15 protein-coding genes are annotated in these 20,615 nt (G+C 48.5%); all 15 read left to right on the forward strand.

What is annotated here, in order from left to right:
- The coding region (locus ACIFQM_RS02230; protein ID WP_430064991.1) for a dynamin family protein at nt 1–2,094 on the forward strand (2,094 nt) is incomplete at its 5' end.
- A 346-nt stretch (nt 2,095–2,440) separates the two neighbouring features.
- Complete coding sequence (locus ACIFQM_RS02235; protein WP_430043656.1) at nt 2,441–4,216, forward strand: ABC transporter ATP-binding protein; 1,776 nt, start codon at nt 2,441–2,443, stop codon at nt 4,214–4,216.
- Nucleotides 4,213–6,051 carry an ABC transporter ATP-binding protein gene (locus ACIFQM_RS02240; protein ID WP_430043658.1) on the forward strand — a complete coding sequence of 613 codons (1,839 nt, stop codon included), beginning with the start codon at nt 4,213–4,215 and terminating at the stop codon, nt 6,049–6,051. Before ACIFQM_RS02235 ends, ACIFQM_RS02240 begins: the two co-directional genes overlap by 4 nt.
- Before the next feature lie 129 nt (nt 6,052–6,180).
- Complete coding sequence (gene purT / locus ACIFQM_RS02245; RefSeq protein ID WP_430043660.1) at nt 6,181–7,365, forward strand: formate-dependent phosphoribosylglycinamide formyltransferase; 1,185 nt, start codon at nt 6,181–6,183, stop codon at nt 7,363–7,365.
- Nucleotides 7,358–7,819, forward strand: coding sequence for a GNAT family N-acetyltransferase (locus ACIFQM_RS02250; RefSeq protein ID WP_430043661.1), 462 nt, complete (start codon nt 7,358–7,360; stop codon nt 7,817–7,819). Before purT ends, ACIFQM_RS02250 begins: the two co-directional genes overlap by 8 nt.
- Nucleotides 7,820–8,024: 205 nt before the next feature.
- Nucleotides 8,025–8,762 (forward strand): CAP domain-containing protein, encoded by a 738-nt coding sequence (locus tag ACIFQM_RS02255; RefSeq protein WP_430043663.1) that lies wholly within the window; start codon nt 8,025–8,027, stop codon nt 8,760–8,762.
- A gap of 245 nt (nt 8,763–9,007) precedes the next feature.
- Nucleotides 9,008–9,688, forward strand: coding sequence for a TIGR00266 family protein (locus ACIFQM_RS02260; protein ID WP_430043665.1), 681 nt, complete (start codon nt 9,008–9,010; stop codon nt 9,686–9,688).
- 267 nt (nt 9,689–9,955) lie between these two features.
- Nucleotides 9,956–10,906 (forward strand): GDSL-type esterase/lipase family protein, encoded by a 951-nt coding sequence (locus ACIFQM_RS02265; RefSeq protein ID WP_430043667.1) that lies wholly within the window; start codon nt 9,956–9,958, stop codon nt 10,904–10,906.
- Nucleotides 10,906–11,982, forward strand: coding sequence for an ABC transporter ATP-binding protein (locus tag ACIFQM_RS02270; protein WP_430043669.1), 1,077 nt, complete (start codon nt 10,906–10,908; stop codon nt 11,980–11,982). The genes ACIFQM_RS02265 and ACIFQM_RS02270 overlap by 1 nt, the downstream gene beginning before the upstream one ends.
- The gene (locus ACIFQM_RS02275) at nt 11,975–12,964 is read left to right on the forward strand and encodes an ABC transporter permease (protein ID WP_430043671.1); all 990 of its coding nucleotides are present in this window, start codon (nt 11,975–11,977) and stop codon (nt 12,962–12,964) included. Before ACIFQM_RS02270 ends, ACIFQM_RS02275 begins: the two co-directional genes overlap by 8 nt.
- Nucleotides 12,965–13,062: 98 nt before the next feature.
- On the forward strand, nt 13,063–15,042 hold the full coding sequence (parE, locus tag ACIFQM_RS02280; protein WP_430043673.1) for a DNA topoisomerase IV subunit B: 1,980 nt from the start codon (nt 13,063–13,065) through the stop codon (nt 15,040–15,042).
- Between the two features lie 22 nt (nt 15,043–15,064).
- Nucleotides 15,065–17,527 (forward strand): DNA gyrase subunit A, encoded by a 2,463-nt coding sequence (gene gyrA / locus ACIFQM_RS02285; protein ID WP_430043675.1) that lies wholly within the window; start codon nt 15,065–15,067, stop codon nt 17,525–17,527.
- A 275-nt stretch (nt 17,528–17,802) separates the two neighbouring features.
- Nucleotides 17,803–18,273: a MarR family winged helix-turn-helix transcriptional regulator gene (locus ACIFQM_RS02290; RefSeq protein ID WP_430043677.1), complete on the forward strand. Its 471-nt coding sequence runs from the start codon at nt 17,803–17,805 to the stop codon at nt 18,271–18,273.
- Nucleotides 18,274–18,578: 305 nt separating this feature from the next.
- Nucleotides 18,579–19,064, forward strand: a complete 486-nt coding sequence (locus ACIFQM_RS02295) for a MarR family winged helix-turn-helix transcriptional regulator (protein ID WP_430043678.1) — start codon at nt 18,579–18,581, stop codon at nt 19,062–19,064.
- Nucleotides 19,048–20,550, forward strand: coding sequence for a DHA2 family efflux MFS transporter permease subunit (locus ACIFQM_RS02300; RefSeq protein ID WP_430043681.1), 1,503 nt, complete (start codon nt 19,048–19,050; stop codon nt 20,548–20,550). The genes ACIFQM_RS02295 and ACIFQM_RS02300 overlap by 17 nt, the downstream gene beginning before the upstream one ends.
- Nucleotides 20,551–20,615 lie beyond the last annotated feature (65 nt).

Consider the following 20,615-nt stretch of genomic DNA (forward strand, 5'->3'; position numbering starts at 1 on the left):
GCGCTGCGCAGCCTGCTTCCGCAAGCAGCCGCGCCTGACGCGTTGCCTCAGGCGGCGGCGCCAACGCCTGCGGCGGAAACCACCGCTGCGGCTCCGGCCACGCCAGAGGGCGCTGCGCGTACTGCCGCCGCTGGCGCACACGCCGCAGCGGCGCAGCCGCTTGCAGGCACGACGGCAGCACAGCCCGCCGCCGGAGGCCGCCGCACGCGGCTGGATGCAGCAGCGTCCCGGTTGGAGGCCGCTGCTGCATTGTTGAGCCCGTACCCTGCCATGCAAGCGGCAGTACGGGATTTACGCGCCCGCGCCGCTGCGCTGGAGGGCGGGCGGTTCACGCTGGCGCTGTTCGGAGCATTCAGCGCCGGGAAGTCCAGCTTCGCCAACGCTTTGCTGGGCGAAGCGGTGTTGCCTGTATCGCCGCATCCGACGACAGCGGCGATTAACCGGATTATGGCGCCCGCAAGCCAGGAGCGCCATGCCACCGCCGACGTCCATATGAAATCAGTGGACGCTTTGCGGGAAGACCTTAAATACTCGTTTCGGCTGTTAGGGCTGGGAGAACCGGGTGCAGAGGGATGGCAGGATACCGTACATGCGTTGTCCCCGGAAGGCATTCACCCTGCCGGGCGGCCCCATTACAGCTTTTTGAAGGCTGCCGCCGCTGGATGGGAAGAAGCTGAACGTTTGCTAGGCCAGCAGCTTCAAGTGAATCTGGAGCAATACCGGGATTTTGTTGCATCCGAGCATAAGTCATGCTTTGTGGAGCATATTGATCTTTATTATGACTGCCCTCTGACCCGTCAGGGGATCGTGCTTGTGGATACGCCTGGAGCGGATTCAGTCAATGCGCGTCACACAGGTGTGACCTTCAATTATATGAAGCATGCGGACGCTCTTGTATTTGTCACGTACTATAATCACGCGTTTACCCAAGGAGACCGTCAATTTTTGAACCAATTGGGCCGGGTGAAAGAGACGTTGGCAATGGATCAGACCTTTTTTATCGTCAATGCAGCAGACCTCGCTTCGTCCGAAGAAGAGCTGCAATCCGTAACCCGGCATGTGCAGGAGCAACTGCAAGCGAACGGGATTCGTAAGCCGCGTATTTATCCGCTGTCTAGTATGCTGGCGCTGGAAGCAGCCGAGCAAGGAGAGGCTTCGCTGCGTGCCGCTTCACGTTTTGATGCGTTTGAAGATGATTTTTCAGCATTTGCAGCCGAAGAACTGGCCGGACTGTCCATCGCTTCCGCCATGCAGGAGCTGGGTCGGCTGCGAAGCAGGATAGTGCAGCACGCCGCAGATGCCAGATATAGCGTGGAGGAACGCGAAGGACGGTTGGAGCGATTAACCCATATCCGTGAGGAACTGGAGCAAACATTATTGAGCTTGTCTGATAGCAGTGGTGCAGCTGTGTTGTCTGGGGAAACCGATGAACTGCTGTTTCACGTACGTCAACGGCTGGCTTATCGGACTGGAGAGTTTATCGCGGAGGCGTTTCATCCGTCTGTCCTGCGGGAAGGTGTGGGCGATCTTCGTTCAGCCTTTGCTTCCTGTGGTCGTGAACTGATGCGCCTGATCGAACTGGAACTGTCACAGGAATTGCTGGCAACCACGCTGAGGCTGGAAAAAACGGGGCAAAGCTTGGTACGCAAGGCTATACAGCGGTGTGTAGAGGACATAAACCATCAGCTGGAAGGACTGGATTGCACGGTTCCAGAACCCAGAGAATGGGCTGTTCCCGAATGGAGTGATATTTCCCTGCAGGAGTCCATCCATTGGAAAGAATATTGGGGCAGCTTTAAAAATCCTAAGCTATTTTTTGAAGGATCCGGCCGTGCAGGTCTGCAAGCCACACTGGAGCCGGTGCTGCGTGAGCGAGTCGGGGAAGCTGTAGAGCAACAGCGAGAACGAATGTCCTCTTTTTACATTATGCTGGTACAGGAGGAACAAACGTGGCAGACGACTCAGCTTCGGGAGCAGATGCTGGAGACAATTCGCGGTATGGAGCATGCACTTACGGGTGGTGAGCAGCCACAGGTTTGGGAAGAGCTTGCCAGTCGGATCGCCGCCTTGGAGCAGGAAGAATCGCTAACGTAATTCTTTTCGCACATTGCCAAAGTTCATTTTTCAGATGGCCTAATCAGCCGCCTAATAGCATTCCATTCATAGCTTGCGGGCTACCGCCGCTTCATGGACAAGCTATCTTTCATCAGGACACCGGGTTGCGGGACAACCCGGTGTTTTACGCATGCTTCAAAAAGACAGCAATACCGAGTAATTAGCCATATTCAATGATAAGAAAGCGATTTAATTTGTCTAATCACCCGCCAATTGCGAACCTGCCTGAAAACGGTCAGTTATCCTCTTTGCCCCCTTGGAATGCGAATGGTAAACTTCACTAAGCCATATAACAACGTCGTGCAACTAATGGAGGGACATTGACATGGAAGTGCTCAGGCAATTGCAGGGCTTTTTTCGTGAGAGGAGACATTATCTATTTCTTTCCATTCTATGCCTTGCGATAGCGACGGCCCTGGGACTGGTGTATCCAAACCTGCTCCAAAGGCTAATTGATAACGCTATCATTCCCGGTGACTTCGGGAAAGTCCCCGCGCTGGCTCTAACTGTGCTGGGAGTCGTGATCGTCAAAGGCTTTATGCAATTTTTACACGGTTTTTTTGGTGGACGGCTGGGTAACTATCTGGCATACCGACTCCGCAATGCTTGTTATGAAAAGCTTCAATTTTTGTCCTTCAGATATTATGACACTGCCAAAACAGGGGATCTCATGTCCCGTTTGACGGGTGATTTGGAGGCGATTCGCAACTTTATCGGGTTTGGTTTTGCCCAAATCCTCAATGTGGTACTGATGGTCGTATTCGGATCAATAATGATGCTGTATATCAACTGGCAGCTCACCCTCATTACGATGATCAGCATGCCCTTGCTGCTCTTCGTCACGTTTAAGTTCGAATCCCGAATTCACCCCACCTTTCAGGAAATGCGGCTTGCGCTCAGCGCCTTGACGACAGCGGTGCAGGAAAATATAACAGGTGTGCGCACCGTCAAATCATTTGCCCGCGAATCATATGAGGTTGAAAAATTTTCAGTGCGAAATGAGCAATACAAAAATAATCAAATTCAAGCTGCTTCCCTGTGGAGCCGTTTCTTCCCCGCCATGGAACTGATTGCTTCGGTCAGTGTCGTTCTTCTACTGGGCATGGGGGGCTATCTGGTCATTGAAAAGTCGCTGACTCTGGGTCAGCTTGTCGCCTTTTTTAGCTTAATTTGGTACATTATCGGCCCCATCTGGAACATTGGCTTCCATATCAATAACTATACCCAGTCCAAAGCTTCCGGTGAACGGGTCTTGGAGCTACTGAATCAATCGGTGGATGTTACCGATGAAGCTGATGCTCTGTCGCTCGATGCTAATGAGGTAGAGGGCCATGTCACCTTTGAGCATGTCACTTTTGCTTACGGGAATAAGCTGCCCGCTGTCGTTGACATCAACCTGGATGCGCCCCCGGGATCAGTCATCGGTATTTTGGGCGGAACCGGATCAGGTAAATCCACCATTATTCAGCTGCTTATGCGAGCTTACAATGTGAACGCAGGCAGCATCAAGCTGGATGGGACGGATATACGCCATTTGAAAATCCGTGATTTACGTGCTCAAATTTCTTCCGTGTTCCAGGAGACGTTCCTGTTCTCATCTTCCATCCGTAACAACATTGCTTATGGATTAAGCCATGTCAGTAAGGATGACATTATACGCGTATCCAAGCTGGCCCAAGCGCATGAATTTATTACCGAGCTGCCATTGGGTTATGACACAGTTGTCGGTGAACGGGGACTGGGGCTGTCTGGTGGGCAAAAGCAACGGATTGCCATCGCGCGCGCACTACTTAAAAATCCGAAAATTCTGGTGCTTGATGATGCGACCAGCGCGGTCGATATGGAGACGGAGCATGAAATCCAGACCGGTTTTCAAGAGGTTATGCGGGGACGGACGACCTTTATTATTGCTCATCGTATTTCTTCACTTCGCCATGCTGATGAAATTGTAGTGCTGGAGGAAGGGCGGATAGCCCAGCGAGGAACGCATGAACAGCTCATTGCCACTCCAGGTCCGTATCAGGATGTGTATCATATTCAATACGCCGACTACATAGCCCAGACTCCTGACGGTGCATCCGAAAGGCAGGTGAGATCATGAATGTACCCGCTGAAAAAGCCAAAACGATTCAAAAACCAATGAATGAGCGATTTGTGTACCAGGATGATGATATCATCGACAAACCGTTTAACTGGAACGAATTCAAACGGTTGCTCGCATACATGAAGCCTTACGCCCGGCAGATCCTGCCGATACTACTGGTCATGATGATTCTTGGTACCATCACCAAGCTGACTGTACCCTATTTGATCAGTCTGGCCATTGACAAGGCGATTGCTCCCGTAGGGCCTGCACTGCCGAGTGTAAAATTGCTGCTGCTTATAACGGGAGCAGTGCTGTTGCTATATTTAATTCAATGGGCAGCCAGTACGTACCGCATTAAATTCACCAATATTATCGGTCAACGTGTCATTTACGATCTGCGTGAGGATCTGTTCAAGCATATTCAGAAGCTTTCTTTCAACTTTTTTGATAAAAGACCGGCTGGATCTGTCTTGGTACGCGTTACGAATGACATCAACTCGCTTCAGGATCTATTTACGAATGGTGCGGTGAATGTCCTGATTGACTGTGTACAGCTCACTGGAATCATCGTCATTTTGCTGCTGATTAACTGGAAGCTTGGTCTGGCGGTCATCGTGACTGTTCCGATCATGTTTTTAATCTCTACCAAGCTGCGTGTGCGCATCCGCCGTGCCTGGCAGGAAGTACGCATGAAGAATTCCCGTATCAACTCTCATCTGAATGAATCCATTCAGGGTATCCGTGTGACACAGGCGTACACGCAGGAGCAGGAAAACATGGCTTATTTCGATAACATGAACAGCTCCAGCAAGCGATCTTGGGATAAAGCATCTGCCATGAATCAGATATTCGGCCCGCTCATTGATATTACCGGAGGCTTGGGTACGCTTGTGCTGTTCTGGTTCGGAGCGCATCTGATTCAGACGGATCAGCTTACGGTAGGTCTGCTGGTTGCGTTTGCCAACTATGTGGGGAACTTTTGGGACCCGATTAATCGACTGGGCCAGATGTACAACCAGTTGCTGGTAGCGATGGCTTCGTCGGAAAGAATTTTTGAGTTTATGGATGAACAGCCGAATATTGCGAATAAGCCGGGAGCCCAAGACCTGCCGTCTATTCGTGGCGATATCCATTTTGAAGAAGTTATTTTTGAATATGAAAAGGGGCGTCAGGCGCTTAAAGGCATTCATCTCTCTGTCGAGGCGGGTCAATCCATTGCGCTTGTCGGGCATACCGGATCTGGTAAAAGCACAATCATTAACCTGCTCAGCCGGTTTTATGACATTACATCAGGGCGACTTACGATTGACGGTCATGATGTGCGTGACGTAACGGTGGAGAGCTTGCGTAGCCAAATTAGCATCGTACTTCAGGATACATTTATTTTTTCAGGTACGATCCGCGATAATATTCGATTCGGTCGACTGGATGCAACGGATGAGGAAATTGAAGCGGCTGCGAAGGCAGTCAATGCTCATGAATTCATCGTTCATTTGCCGGGCGGCTATGAAACAGAGGTAGAGGAGCGGGGCGGGATGCTGTCCATGGGCCAGCGGCAGCTGCTATCCTTTGCCCGCGCTTTACTGGCTAATCCACGTATTCTCATATTGGATGAAGCCACAGCCAGTATAGATACGGAAACAGAGCTGAAAATTCAGGAGGCTCTTCAGGTGCTGCTGGAAGGCAGAACCTCCTTCATGGTTGCTCATCGTTTGTCCACCATTCGGAATGCGGATCATATCGTCGTGCTGGATCACGGGCAGATCCAAGAAAGTGGGAATCATGAACAATTGATGAAAAAACATGGAATTTATCGGGGGCTGGTGGAAGCACAATTTAGATTTTTGTAAAAAAAAGATCAAAAAATCGCGATTTTTGTAAATTTAAATGCGGAGCGCTATTGCATTCTTGGAGCTAAACCCTGAAAATAAAGATGAAAAGAGATCAGAGCAATATCTTCAGAGGGGGAAGAGTTCAAGATGTGGGGTGCTCCTTTTTCTGCCGGGGCTAAAAAGATGCTGCTTCTGGGTAGCGGCGAATTGGGAAAAGAAGTCATTATTGAAGCTCAGCGGCTTGGCGTGGAATGTATTGCTGTAGACCGCTATGAACTGGCTCCAGCAATGCAGGTGGCTCATCGTTCTTATGGTTTGGATATGCAGGATGCTGAGGCATTGAAGGCACTGATTCGCAAGGAAAAGCCCGACATAATTGTACCTGAAATCGAAGCTATTGCTACGGGTGCTTTGGAAGAATTGGAGCAAGAGGGATTTCACGTAGTTCCAACGGCCCGGGCCGCTCGTCTTACGATGGACCGGGAGGGTATTCGCAGGCTTGCTGCCGAGAAGCTGCTGCTTCCGACCGCCTCCTACCGCTTTGCAGATGATTTTGAGCAGTTGCGGTCAGCGGTTCATGAGCTGGGCACGCCATGCGTGGTCAAGCCCTTGATGAGTTCGTCGGGTAAAGGGCAGTCTGTATGCCGGACACCCGAAGACGCGGAATCCTGCTGGAATACAGCGTTGGAAGGCGCACGTGCCAAAACAACACGTGTCATTGTTGAAGCTTTTGTTCCGTTTGAAAGTGAAATTACGTTATTGACTGTCAGATCGGTATCGGGTACGACTTTTTGCCCACCGATTGGCCACATTCAAAAGGATGGGGATTATGTCGAATCTTGGCAGCCTCATGGCATGACGGACAAGCAACTTTCGGACGCGGAGGACATTGCCCGTACGATTACGGATGAACTGGGTGGTTACGGATTGTTTGGCGTGGAGCTGTTTTTAACGGCTGATGGCGTCGTATTCAGTGAAGTATCCCCCCGTCCGCATGATACGGGAATGGTAACAATGATTACGCAGGATTTGTCGGAATTTGCGCTTCATGTACGGGCCATTCTCGGATTCCCGATACCGTCTGTTACACTGCTAACCCCTGGGGCTTCGGCTACCTTGAAGGCAGAACAAGCTACACGGGATTTTGTAATCGGTGGTCTGCATGATGCATTATTGCTACCCCGGACACAGGTGCGAGTGTTCGGTAAGCCAGAAACCAAGCCGGGACGCCGGATGGCTGTAGCGCTTAGCGCTGCGGGAGATGTGGAAACAGCACGGAAGACGGCCAAAGAAGCTGCCAATATGCTGAAAGTGGAGGTAAATCATGTCTAACAGTGTGATGATTCCAGTACTGACAATTCGTTCCGTAGAGCTTGGCGATTGCGAAGCCGTAACAGGACTGCTAAGAGAAGTCGGATATCCGATGACTTGTGGTGTGATGAAAGAAGTTATGGGAACTACGCAGGAGGACTGCCAAGCCAATATGATGGTCGCAGAAATGGATGGTCGTGTTGTCGGCGTAATCGGCATGCATACGGCTCAAAGCCTGGCTTATCCTGATCCTGCCGTACAAATCACCATGCTGGTCGTGAGCAAGGAGTATCGCGGCGAGGGCATCGGCAAGCGCTTGGTGGCCTGCGGTGAGGAGTGGGGACGTGCACAAGGAAGCTTTCATTTGTTCATTACCGGAGCAAATAACCGCATCAAACAAATAGAGGCCCAGGCATTCTACAACCGAATCGGCTTTGAAAAGCAAGGCTATCGTTTTAGCAAAAAGCTTAAATAACAGCCCTGTACAAGCCCGGATTATATTCAGAGCCTCATTACCATAGATCAGTTCCGTTTAGGCCATTGCCGAACGGGGCTATTTTTTTTCCAACTTTTATACCATTGATCCTGCTATGAAACATGTTATACTGCTAGAGTAAAGATTACAAAGTTGTAACCAGGCAGGTTCACAACAAGGCATTATACAATAAGGAGATGACGAAATGAAGAATATGTTGAAAAAAACACTGGTGATGGGAAGTTTAACCGCTATGTTATCCGCAGGATTCATCGTTCCGGCATCAGCTTCACCAGCTGACGATTTGTCTGCCCAATTACAACAATGGTTCCAGGATAACGGATATACGGTGAATACCTCTAACGGAACGACTACGATTACGAAGACCGTAATTCAAGATTTGTCCGGACAGGCTCAAGCGAAAACAAAGACAACGAATCCTTCTTCCGACAAGCAAGTAGCAAAGCCTGCTAACCAAAAAGGTTCACAGCCTGCTACCAACAAACAGTCGAAAGCTCAAAATACGAATTCAGGAGCAGGTCAGTCCGCCGGGTCGGATGCACAGCTCAGTAAGTCTCAATTTGCTGTAGAAGTAGTAAAGCTGGTGAATAACGAGCGTAGCCAAAAAGGTTTAAGCCCACTCGCTTCTAACGCGAAGCTTACCGAAGTAGCTTTGGCCAAGGCAAAGGATATGAGTACAAACAATTACTTTTCCCATACATCACCGACTTACGGCTCACCTTTTGATATGATGAAGAAATTCGGCGTAACTTATACGTATGCGGGTGAAAATATTGCGATGGGACAACAAACACCGCAAGAAGTTATGAAAGCCTGGATGAACAGTCAGGGACACCGTGAAAATATTTTGAAGGCAGAATATACACAAATCGGTGTGGCTTACTATAATGGATACTGGGTACAGGAATTTACACGTAACTAAAAGTCGATCATAAAAAAAGCGTTTCAAACGTCATTATGATATTATACTGACAACCTAACGCTAAATTCAAGGCCTGCTGACACGTTCAGCGGGCTTTTTACGTTGTTTTCCCCTCTATTGGTGCGCTTATCTATCACTTTTACTTATATGCAAGAACAGGCATAAGTGCGACAAGTATAGTATGATAACACTAAACTATATTGATAACTGATAACTGATAACTTATGGGAAAGTCAGGTGAACGAATGAGCTACGAAATTGTGCATGAAGGTGCCTTTGCTATGCTCAAGGTACAGATGAACCCTGGAGAAACGATTAAAGCGGAGATGGGAGCTATGGTTTCCATGTCTTCCAGCGTGGATATAAAGGGGACTGTGGATGGTGGGTTGTTGCGCGGCTTAGGCCGGATGCTGAGCGGGGAGAAATTCTTTTTTCAGGAGCTGAGAGCATCTCGAGGGCCAGCTGAGGTGCTGCTTGCTCCGGCAAGTATAGGCGATGTACAAGCAGTGGAATTGGACGGTACGTATAGACTTTTGGTGCAAAAGGATGGCTTCCTGGCGTGTACGGAGGGCATTGAGGTCAGCACTAAAATGCAGAATCTGATGAAAGGATTGTTCTCGGGCGAAGGTTTTTTTATCGTTGAAATTAGCGGTCGCGGAACTGTGTTTTTATCCTCTTACGGAGCCATTTATCCGATTTATGTTGCACCCGGAGAAGAGCGTATTATTGATAACGCTCATCTGGTGGCATGGCCGGACTATATGGATTACAAAATTGAAAAAGCGTCCAAAGGCTGGTTGTCCAGTGTAACGAGCGGAGAAGCACTTGTATGCCGTTTTCGCGGCGAGGGGACGATATTGATCCAAAGCAGAAATCCGGGCAGCTTCGGACAATGGATCAAAAGCTTTATACCCGATACCAAGTGAGTTTTTCAGCTATGCAGAGGTAAAGGACGAACTGTATGAACCAAAAAGTCGTAATAAAAAGGATGGCGATATGCCATCCTTTTTAGCATGCTACAGCATTTTGCATCATTCGATTCCCAACGCTCGAAAGTACAATAGATAGACGAACTAAACCGTTTCGATTTCTATATTGCTGATTTGAAATAGCTCTTGGGATTGTTGCAAAATGCTCATGTATGCTTCATAACACTCAGAACGGTTTATTTGCAAAATGATATGAGAAGCTTTATGTTTATTTCACTAAGTTATCAGGAGGGAACACGAGTGAATTCATCAAAATGGATCTGGCGGTCTGTCGGTTCCGTGTCCATCGCCGCCACACTGCTATTATTGTACGGATTTATTGCCGCAGTACGAAGCATTACGGCTCCAGAGCCGCTCGTTAGCACCAAACCTGTAAATTCGGGTTCATCGCAGATACAAAATGCGCCATCCGCTGCAACTCAGACGGGGGAGTTTCGGGTAGCTGCCATTGGAGATTCGCTGGCGAAAGGAACTGGCGATGACTCAGGCAGCGGTTTTGTACGACGGTCGGTGACCTTGTTAAATGATCAGGAAGGCCATAAGGCTCAGCTCATTAACAATCTGGGCATTAACGGCCTGACGACTCAGGGACTTTTGACCAAACTGGATGAGCCTGGCGTGGCCTATGTGTTGAAAAAGGCCAATGTTATTATTGTGTCCATTGGCGGAAATGATTTGTTTCAGGGGGCACAAGCTGCCCAAACCGGCAAAGAGCCACCTACGCTTAATGGCTTGCGCAAGGCTCTGCCTGATGCAGCCAAGCGTTTACAAAAAGTGCTGTTAAAAGTCGGGAAAATCAATCCTAAGGCAAAAATTATATACGTTGGACTATATAATCCATTCAGTGACCTGCCGGAAATGAAAATTCCGGGAAATCTGGTCGTGACGGAATGGAATTTGGCTGCTATGGCAATTACCAATAAAAACAGTCATATGACGCTGATTCCAACCTTCGATTTATTTCAGCAAAATTTGCCGGTTTATTTATCCTCCGATCATTTTCATCCTAACGGACAGGGCTATCAGGCAATTGCTGAGCGAATCGCTCAAGGGTTTGCAGTAGCAGCAGCGGCTAAGGAAGGCGACAATACGGGGGATGGACAACAGTCCACGAGCAGTCAACCTGCTGAAGTGAAGAAGGGAGGGAACAAGTGATGAGCATCCAATCTGCTGACAAGACTGAGTCCGATGTAGCCAAAGATTCGACAAGGATGAATGGAGCATCCGGCTATCATTCCGACTACCAGATCGGAAGTCAAGACGGAGGCAGAAGCAACAACGAAACGGTTCTCTCTGTTCAGCACGTCAAAAAGCGTATTGGACGCAAAATGATTATTCAAGATGTAACCTTCGATGTGCGTGCGGGTGAAATTTTTGGCTTTCTTGGTCCCAATGGGGCTGGAAAAACGACGACCATTCGGATGCTGGTCGATCTGATCAAGCCTACGGAGGGCACCATTACTGTGTGCGGTCATAATGTGAACCGTGATCCGGAGCAGGCTTTGCGGCATATTGGTTCTATTGTGGAAAATCCGGAGGTATACAGCTATTTGACAGGGTGGGAGAATCTGGAGCATTTTGCCCGCATGCAGCGTGGCGTGAATGAACAGCGCATTCGTGAAGTGGTGGAGCTGGTGCGGCTGGATCGCCGTATTCATGATAAAGTAAGTACGTATTCTCTTGGGATGCGCCAGCGTCTCGGTATTGCTCAGGCATTGCTTGGCAGACCCAAGCTGCTTATTCTGGATGAACCGACAAACGGATTGGACCCCAAGGGGATCAAGGAAATGAGAGCTTTTATACGTCTGCTAGCGGCAGAGGGCATGGCTGTATTTGTTTCCAGTCACTTGCTTAGTGAAATCCAGTTGCTGTGTGATCGTGTCGCGATTATTAGCAGGGGAAGGGTGCTTGCTGTTGGCGGTGTGAGGGAATTGGTTGAAACACATTCGCGTATGGCGGTATGGCAACTGGAGCCCCATGATCAGGGTCTTGCCCTGTTGGAAGGCTCTCCGCATGTACAAATCATTACAAACGCCGATGAACTGATTGATGATAGCATTGTTGCAGGCAGCGGAGCGGATGCTATTTTTACAGAAATGGACGAAGAGCATATCGCGGAGCTGGTCGTACAAATGGCGGCTTCCGGCATTTCCGTTAAAGGTGTAACCAAAATCAGCCCTACACTGGAGCAGTTATTCCTGAAAATGACGGAAGGTGAGATTCTTGAATAACATTTTACCGCTCGTACAAAATGAAACACTCAAAATCATCAAGAAGAAACGATTTTATGTCATTTTACTTGTTTTGCTTGTGCTTGTGCCGATTTTTACGTACGCTCAGATGAAGGTGGCAGAAAATAACCGCGAAAAATTCGGCAATGACTGGCGGCTGGAGCTGCGTCAGGCCATTACCGACAACCAAAATTCGCTGGGCAGCGACCGGGTTCCGGAGGAATGGAAGACCTACAGGCGTGTATTTGTCCAACAAATGCAATATTATCTGGAAAATGACGTGAACCCGAATGAACCAAGTGGTGTAACCTTTACCAGAGAGTTTATGGACAATTCCATTAATTTGTTCGTTCCATTGCTTATTATGGCGATTGCCTCCGATCTGGTTTCAGGAGAACGGACGACGGGTACGATAAAAATGCTGCTGACCCGCCCTGTCAGGCGGTGGAAGGTGCTGCTAAGCAAGCTGCTAACACTGTATATGTTCGTTTCGCTCATCATTTTGGCTGTGTTTGTGATCAGTTATCTTATATCAGGACTGTTTTTTGGCTTTAAAGGCTTTAATGTTCCGGTATTTACGGGCTTCCAAATTGCTGGATCAACGGTGGATGTGTCGGCGGTACATGCGATCCCGCAATGGTACTATCTGATGCTGCAAGCCGGATTGATCTGGTTCGTCAGTCTTGTGATAGCTTCGCTTGCCTTTATGGTTTCGGTGCTGGTACGTAGTACGGCGGCAAGCATTGTGGTGATGATGGCTGCGCTCATTTCGGGCACGATTTTAACGAATATGGCCTCATCCTGGCAGAGTGCCAAATATTTATTTATGGTTAACCTCGAATTGACCGATTATTTATCAGGAAGTCCCGCCCCGATTGAGGGGATGACCTTGCCATTTTCTTTAGCTGTACTGGGCATTTGGGGGGCTGCGGCGCTGATTGTTTCATTCGCCGTCTTTACGAAACGGGATATATTGAATTAAAATGGACAAGGTAAAAGAAAACATCTGTTTGCATTTTTGGTGAAAATCATCAAGAATAAGGCAAAACACGGTTACGATTAGACAAAGGGGGAGCATGAATGGTCGACAAAATCGACTTGTCTGCGGGAGCGACCGGCACTCAGAACGGAGCTTCAGAATATGGCGTGGACGACATTCAAGTGCTCGAAGGGCTTGTGGCAGTTCGCAAACGGCCGGGCATGTATATTGGGAGCACCAGTTCTTCGGGACTACATCATTTGGTATGGGAAATTGTGGACAATGCGGTGGATGAGCATCTTGCCAAGTTTTGCTCCCGCATTGACATTACAATGCATAAGGACGGTTCCGTTACAGTAACAGACAACGGACGTGGTATTCCTACAGGAATGCACAAAACAGGAATCCCAACACCGCAGGTAGTATTCACCATTTTGCACGCCGGAGGTAAGTTCGGCGGTTCGGGATATAAAAAGTCCGGGGGTCTGCACGGTGTAGGCGCGTCAGTAACGAACGCTCTTTCGGAATGGCTTGAAGTGGAAATTTACCGGGACGGCAAGATTCACCGTCAGCGGTTTGAATATTGGCAGGACAAGAAGGGCGTGGAACATGTCGGGGAACCGACCACAGGCCTTGAAGTGCTGGGCAATACCAACAAGACAGGTACCAAAATTACTTTTAAACCGGATATTCGTGTATTTCAGGCGGGCATTTATTTCAATTACGATACGCTGGCCGAGCGTCTTCAGGAAATTGCTTTTCTGAACTCAGGTCTTCGTATCCAGCTTAAAGATGAACGCAGCGGGAAATCGGATGAGTATTTTTATGAAGGCGGAGCAAGCCAATTTGTTGCTTTTCTGAATGAAGGTAAGGACGTGCTGCATGACGTCATTCACTTCAACGCGGAGAAGGAAGACGTTGAGGTGGAAATTGCCATTCAGTACAACGCAGGTTATACCGAAACGATTGCTTCGTTTGTCAACTCCATTCCGACACGCGGCGGGGGTACGCATGAAACGGGCTTCAAAACCGCTTACACCCGTGTCATGAACGACTATGCGCGACGCACGGTAATGCTGAAGGAAAAGGATAAGAATCTGGAAGGCAATGATTTACGTGAGGGAATGATGGCCGTAATCAGTGTCAAGATGGCCGAGGTTGAATTCGTCGGTCAGACGAAGGATCAGTTGGGTAGCGCTTCCGCACGTAGTACGGTGGATGCAATTGTATCGGAGCAGATTCAGCGTTTTCTGGAGGAAAATCCGCAGGTAGCGCAAACGTTAATCAAAAAGGCAGTTCAGGCGTCCAGAGCGCGTGAAGCAGCACGTAAGGCTCGTGACGAAATGCGTTCCGGCAAGAAACGCAGTGAAAGCTCTAATCTGAATGGCAAGCTATCGCCTGCGCAGTCCAAGGATTTTACACGAAACGAGCTGTTTATCGTGGAAGGTGATTCGGCTGGAGGATCGGCGAAGCAGGGACGGGATTCCAAAATTCAGGCTATTTTGCCCTTGAAGGGCAAGCCGATGAACCCGGAGAAATCCAAGCTGGCGGATGTTATGAAAAATGATGAGTATCGCGCGATTACAGCAGCAATCGGGGCGGGGGTAGGAACAGAATTTACGCTTGAAGATAGCAATTATTCCAAAATCATCATTATGACGGATGCGGATACAGACGGCGCCCACATTCAAGTGTTGCTGCTGACGTTCTTTTATCGGTATATGAAAGAGCTGATTGATGCGGGACGCATATTTATCGCTCAACCGCCATTGTATAAAATAACCCGTAAGTCAGGTAAGCTCGAAACGGTACGTTATGCTTGGACTGATGAGCAGCTTGACAATTACTTAAAGGAATTTGGACGGAATTTTGAGCTTCAACGCTATAAAGGACTCGGGGAGATGAACCCTGATCAGTTATGGGAAACAACGATGAATCCCGAGTCACGTACCTTGCTACGCGTCCAGATTGAGGATGCAGCCAAGGCTGAACGCCGTGTGTCCACATTGATGGGCGACAAGGTTGATCCGCGCAAGCGCTGGATTGTGGAAAACGTAGATTTTACGGAATATGTAGAGTAGTGCTATCAAATGAGGTGTATACATGAGCTTATCGGAGCAATTTTTGCCAGCTTTTCTGGAGGAAGTGGTCGGTGACCGCTTTGGCCGATATTCCAAATATATTATTCAGGATCGGGCGATACCGGATGTGCGGGATGGGTTAAAGCCAGTACAGCGCCGTATTCTGTACTCCATGTACGATTCCGGCAACACACCGGATAAGGCTTATCGGAAATCTGCCAAAACCGTCGGGGATGTGATGGGTAATTATCACCCCCACGGTGACTCGTCAATTTACGATGGTATGGTACGGATGGCGCAGCCTTGGAAAATGAGTCACGTACTGGTGGACGGTCATGGCAACTGGGGTTCCCAGGACGATGACCCTGCGGCAGCTATGCGGTACACGGAGGCACGTCTGTCTCCAATCGCGATGGAAATGCTGCGTGACATTGAAAAACGAACGGTTTTGTTCAAGGATAACTTTGATAACTCGACCAAGGAGCCAGTTGTGCTGCCTTCCCGTTATCCGAATCTGCTAGTCAACGGCTCCAGTGGAATTTCAGCTGGATTCGCGACTGAAATTCCAACACACAGCTTACGTGAGGTCATTGACGCCAGCATTGCCGTGATGGAAAAGCCGGATATTGAGCTGGAAGAGATTATGACCTTTATTAAAGGCCCTGATTTCCCGACGGGCGGACTAATTATGGGTGGCGAAGGCATTAAGGACGCATATCGTACAGGCAAAGGACGTATTTATATCCGTTCCAAAACGGAAATACAGTCTTTGCGCGGAGGTAAGCAGCAACTGGTGATTACGGAGATTCCATACCAGATTGTCAAATCAAGGCTCGTAACCGCCATGGAGAATATCCGTCTGGAGAAAAAGGTGGAAGGGATTGCCGAGGTTCGTGACGAGAGTGGCCGGAACGGTCTGCGAATTGTTGTGGAACTGAAGAAGGAAGCCGATGCGGAAGGAATTTTGGCATATCTGTTGAAAAAAACTGACCTTCAGGTGGCTTACAGCTTCAACATGGTAGCCATTGTGAACAAAGCGCCGCATCAGCTTGGTTTGAAATCCATTTTGGAAGCGTATATTGCCCATCAGCGCGAAGTTGTCACACACCGTATCCAGTTTGAGCTGGAGAAGGCGGAGGATCGCGCCCATGTGTTGGAAGGCTTGGTTAAGGCGCTGAACATTCTGGATGAGGTCATTGCGGCCATTAAATCTTCCAAAAATCGCCAGGACGCGCAAAATAATTTGCAATGGATGTTTGGCTTTAGCGAACGTCAGGCAGATTCTATTTTGACCTTGCAGCTGTACCGTCTCACGAATCTGGAAATTACTACGCTGGAAAAGGAATTAAGTGAAATCCAGAAAAAAATTACACAGTACCGTTCTATTTTGGAAAGTGATCGCAAGCTGGTCAGCTTGATCCGCAAGGAACTGCTGGAAATCCGTGAAAAGTACGGCATTGACCGCCGTTCAGACATACAGGGTGAGGTTGATGAGATTAAGGTAAATCTGGAAGTCATGGTTGGGGCAGAGGATGTATTGTTGACTCTTTCCAAAGACGGCTATGTGAAGCGCACAGGTATGCTGTCCTTCACCCGCTCTGGTGGGGAGCGTTCAGCTTCCGGCGTCAAGGAAGGAGATTATGTCACCCAATTGCTTGATGTCAACACACTGGATGTGCTGCTCATCTTCACTCAGCGCGGACAATATTTCTTATTGCCTGTGCATCAGGTGCCAGAGTATAAGTGGAAAGAGCCGGGAACCCCGATTGTTAACGTTATTCCTTTAACCAAGGATGATCGGATCGTGAGTGTCATTCCGATCAAAAATATGGAGGAAATCGGCAAAAGTCTGGTGTTTGTAACGAAGAAGGGCCAAGTGAAGCGAACCGAGCTGAAGGATTATGCAACGAAACGTTCCAGTGCCGTAGCAGCCTGCAAGGTAGCAGGGGACGATGAGGTATTATCGGTAACGCTAAGCGACGGTACCCGGGATATTATGCTAATTACCCGTGCGGGGATGAGCATACGCTTCAAGGAGCAAGAGGTTAATGCAATGGGTCGCGTCTCGGCTGGTGTCAAAGGTATACAGCTGGCGGAAGGCGACGAAATTGTTGCAGCGCTGTGGGTGGAAGAGGATGAAGGAGAAGTGCTGGTGCTGACGGAATCCGGTTATGGCAAGCGTACGCTTCTACTGGATTATCCTGCTCAGGGACGAGGCGGTAAAGGAATCACCACCTTCGAATTCAAGGAGGGCAAACGGGTACGTTCGAACGGAACTCGGATTGTGGCTGCCTTCTATTGCCGTGAAGCTATTCAATTGTTTGCGATCACTGCAGATGGACAGACGATGTCCTTCCTTTCGGAAAAAGCTCCTTTGACTGACCGCAAGGATACAGGCAAGCTGCTGGCTCCTGTGGAGAAGAAGGACGAAATTGTGAATGTGCTGCCGCGTAGTGAGCCACAGGCTTCCCGGTCCATAGAATAACAGGAAAGTCAAGCGCTTTTTAGCTCGAAAAAGAGAGGTCCTCTCGTGCCATTCCGGCACGAATGAGGACCTTTTTGCCGTCATGCTGTCGAACCTTGACCAGCCTCCAAAACCGAAGTGAGACTTCCTTCCCCTTTTCAATTGATGCTCCAAAAAGGGCAGGAAACCGGGGCTGAATGGCGAAAATTTAATGTGATGAAATACAATCCGGACGGTGGCCCATACGGTAACTATGATGCTTTTACTGACCCTGTTATTCAAAGGAGTGAGGCAAATTGCAAACGACCGAATTTGCGAAAATCTGGTCCAGAATGGCTAAGGATTACAAGGTTCATATGGAGCAGAAGTTGGCTCCATCATTAACTGAGGCTCAGCTTACGGTGCTGGAGGTTCTGAATGATTACGGCCGCATGAAACCGTCTCAACTGATCCCGTATCTCGCAACCACACCTGCGGCGGTTACAATGCTGCTAGACCGGATGGAGCGGAATCGCCTGGTCACCCGCTTTAGAGACGTAAAGGATCGCAGAATCGTATGGATTGTTATTTCGGATCAAGGAAGAGAAGAAGCGGAACGGGGACTGCAAATAAGGGATGATTTTCTAGGCTCTGCACTAAACCGCATTTCGCAGCATAATCAAAATTTGCTGGTTTATTTGTTAGGTAAAATCACCACAAAAACGAAAACTTCTGCATCGGCAAACGAGACAAAGGCAGTAAAGGAACAAATGGAGCGAGCGGAGTAAGCATCTCCTCTTTCATATTCTAAATAAAAATGCGCGGATAAGGCTGGCCAAAGGGGTCACACATATCCGCGTTTTTGTGTTGAAAAAACACATTCTGTAGCTGGTGACACCTTTTTTAAATGGATTTCTGTATTCTGTAAGCTTCATCTGCTCTTTTCAATACTTATATTTGTTACAGGGGTGAATGTTGACATTTACATATAACATGATAAAATTATTATACATGAATAACATTTCGTATACGAATAGTTGCTTGATTATGTATATGGAATGTGAATTGGGTAATGGGAAGAAGGATGGTTCCAATGAGTGACAGAGAGGAAGACAAACTTGAGGTGTATCGGATTATTCAGTCGGTAAGGGAGGTTAACAAAACGATATTTTATGCCTTCTGGAATGAGGAGCAGCATTTGGATCTGACAGCCGTTCAGCATATGGCTTTGGCGATTCTGAATAAACGACCCAATATCGGGTTATCTGAGCTGGCAGACTTAGCCCATATGGGTTGTAGCTCCATGAGCGGGGTGGTTGACCGCTTGACCAAGGCAGGATATATCGCTCGCGGACGGCATGAGCATGATCGTAGATCCTTAGTGCTGACGCTTACGGCAGAAGGAAAAGACATCATGCAAAAAGTAGACGCCATGTGGATGGAGCGCGTCTTGCCCATTCTGGACATCCCGAAGGAGCATCTGGACATGGTCTTGGATATCCATAAACAAATGATGATGAAATTGACACCGAAGGGAATGAATCAACCTGAGCAGTCCTCAAATGACACTACCGGGTAATGTACGCAGAGCACCCATTGTGGCCGCTCTGTTGATTGGCGCGTTTGTTGCGATTTTAAACCAGACGTTGATAAGTGTGGCTTTACCGAAAATGATGAGTGATCTGAATGTAGATACCAATGTGGCTCAGTGGCTTAGTACGGGCTTTATGCTCGTGAACGGGGTATTGATCCCAGTGACCGCATTTTTGATTGCGCGTTATTCCACTCGTAAATTGTTTATTAGTGCAATGATTATCTTTTCAATCGGCACGCTGTTGTGCGCTATTGCGCCGAGTTTTAGCATATTGTTGATCGGACGTCTCATTCAGGCCGCGGGCGCGGGTATTATGATGCCTTTAATGATGGTCGTTATCTTGAACATCTACCCCATTGAGCGTCGTGGCCGGGCGATGGGAACACTGGGGATTGCGATGGGTTTTGCTCCAGCCATTGGACCAACCTTGTCCGGTTATATAGTCCAGCATTACGACTGGCGGGTACTGTTTTGGATCATCCTGCCGATTTCAGTGATTTCGATTGTGATCGGATTTATTTTTCTGAAAAATGTAACGGAGCAGTCCAAGCCTAAGCTGGACATTCCCGGCATCATTTTGTCTACGCTCGGTTTCGGCGGACTGTTATACGGCTTTAGTGATGCAGGAACATCGGGCTGGGGAAGTATTCCGGTTCTGTCTACGCTTATTGTGGGGACGATTGCACTCATTCTGTTTATTGTTCGCCAGTTGAAGGTTGATGAACCTATGCTGGAGTTCCGCATCTTCAAATACGATGTGTATAGCTTGACGACCATCATTAATGTCATTGTGACGATGGCTTTGTACGCTGGTATGATATTACTACCGATTTATTTGCAAAATATTCGCGGCTTTTCACCGCTTGAGTCCGGTATGCTCATGTTGCCGGGGGCGATTCTGATGGGGGCCATGTCTCCTGTGACCGGGGCTATTTTTGACCGAATTGGAGCACGCTGGTTGTCCGTGATCGGCTTGTTGATCATGGCTGTGACGACTTGGGAGTTCTCACGCTTGACCGAGACAACGACCTATATGACACTGCTGGTTAATTATACGGTTCGGATGTTCGGGATGTCATTGCTGATGATGCCGATCCAAACGGCCGGGTTGAATCAGCTTCCGCAACGATTGAATGCGCATGGTACGGCGATGAGTAATACACTGCGTATGATTTCCGGTTCAATCGGGACGGCAATTCTGGTGACGGTGATGTCGACTCAAAGCAGCAACCGTCTGACGAATATTGTTGCATCTGAGGGATTATCTGTTACAGATAAAGCAGAGATGCTGGCAGCAGGCAATCAGGCTACGATTTACGGTATCAACTCAGCCTTTATCATTGCGACGCTGTTGAGTGTGGCGGCCCTGATTTTGGCGTTTTTCATCAAGAATACGAATGCTCAAAACGCTCGGCCCCGTCAGCAGTTGGTGAACAGCAAGAAAGGGCAGTCTGTGGTCTCCTCGTCATAAGGATGGGAAGGTTAATAGATTTTTTTTAAAAAAACCCGTAATGCATGTTTGTTTGATTACATGCG

The sequence above is a fragment of the Paenibacillus sp. NRS-1782 genome (assembly GCF_050467685.1).
In the GTDB taxonomy this organism is placed as follows: domain Bacteria; phylum Bacillota; class Bacilli; order Paenibacillales; family Paenibacillaceae; genus Paenibacillus; species Paenibacillus terrae_A.

Excerpts from the sequence above, each read along its gene's own strand:
- ACIFQM_RS02270 (WP_430043669.1), top strand. The coding sequence starts at position 10,906 with ATGAGCATCCAATCTGCTGACAAGACTGAGTCCGATGTAGCCAAAGAT.
- ACIFQM_RS02240 (WP_430043658.1), top strand. The coding sequence starts at position 4,213 with ATGAATGTACCCGCTGAAAAAGCCAAAACGATTCAAAAACCAATGAAT.
- ACIFQM_RS02250 (WP_430043661.1), top strand. The coding sequence starts at position 7,358 with ATGTCTAACAGTGTGATGATTCCAGTACTGACAATTCGTTCCGTAGAG.
- ACIFQM_RS02260 (WP_430043665.1), top strand. The coding sequence starts at position 9,008 with ATGAGCTACGAAATTGTGCATGAAGGTGCCTTTGCTATGCTCAAGGTA.
- purT (WP_430043660.1), top strand. The coding sequence starts at position 6,181 with ATGTGGGGTGCTCCTTTTTCTGCCGGGGCTAAAAAGATGCTGCTTCTG.
- ACIFQM_RS02265 (WP_430043667.1), top strand. The coding sequence starts at position 9,956 with ATGTTTATTTCACTAAGTTATCAGGAGGGAACACGAGTGAATTCATCA.
- parE (WP_430043673.1), top strand. The coding sequence starts at position 13,063 with ATGGTCGACAAAATCGACTTGTCTGCGGGAGCGACCGGCACTCAGAAC.
- gyrA (WP_430043675.1), top strand. The coding sequence starts at position 15,065 with ATGAGCTTATCGGAGCAATTTTTGCCAGCTTTTCTGGAGGAAGTGGTC.
- ACIFQM_RS02300 (WP_430043681.1), top strand. The coding sequence starts at position 19,048 with ATGACACTACCGGGTAATGTACGCAGAGCACCCATTGTGGCCGCTCTG.
- ACIFQM_RS02295 (WP_430043678.1), top strand. The coding sequence starts at position 18,579 with ATGAGTGACAGAGAGGAAGACAAACTTGAGGTGTATCGGATTATTCAG.
- ACIFQM_RS02255 (WP_430043663.1), top strand. The coding sequence starts at position 8,025 with ATGAAGAATATGTTGAAAAAAACACTGGTGATGGGAAGTTTAACCGCT.
- ACIFQM_RS02235 (WP_430043656.1), top strand. The coding sequence starts at position 2,441 with ATGGAAGTGCTCAGGCAATTGCAGGGCTTTTTTCGTGAGAGGAGACAT.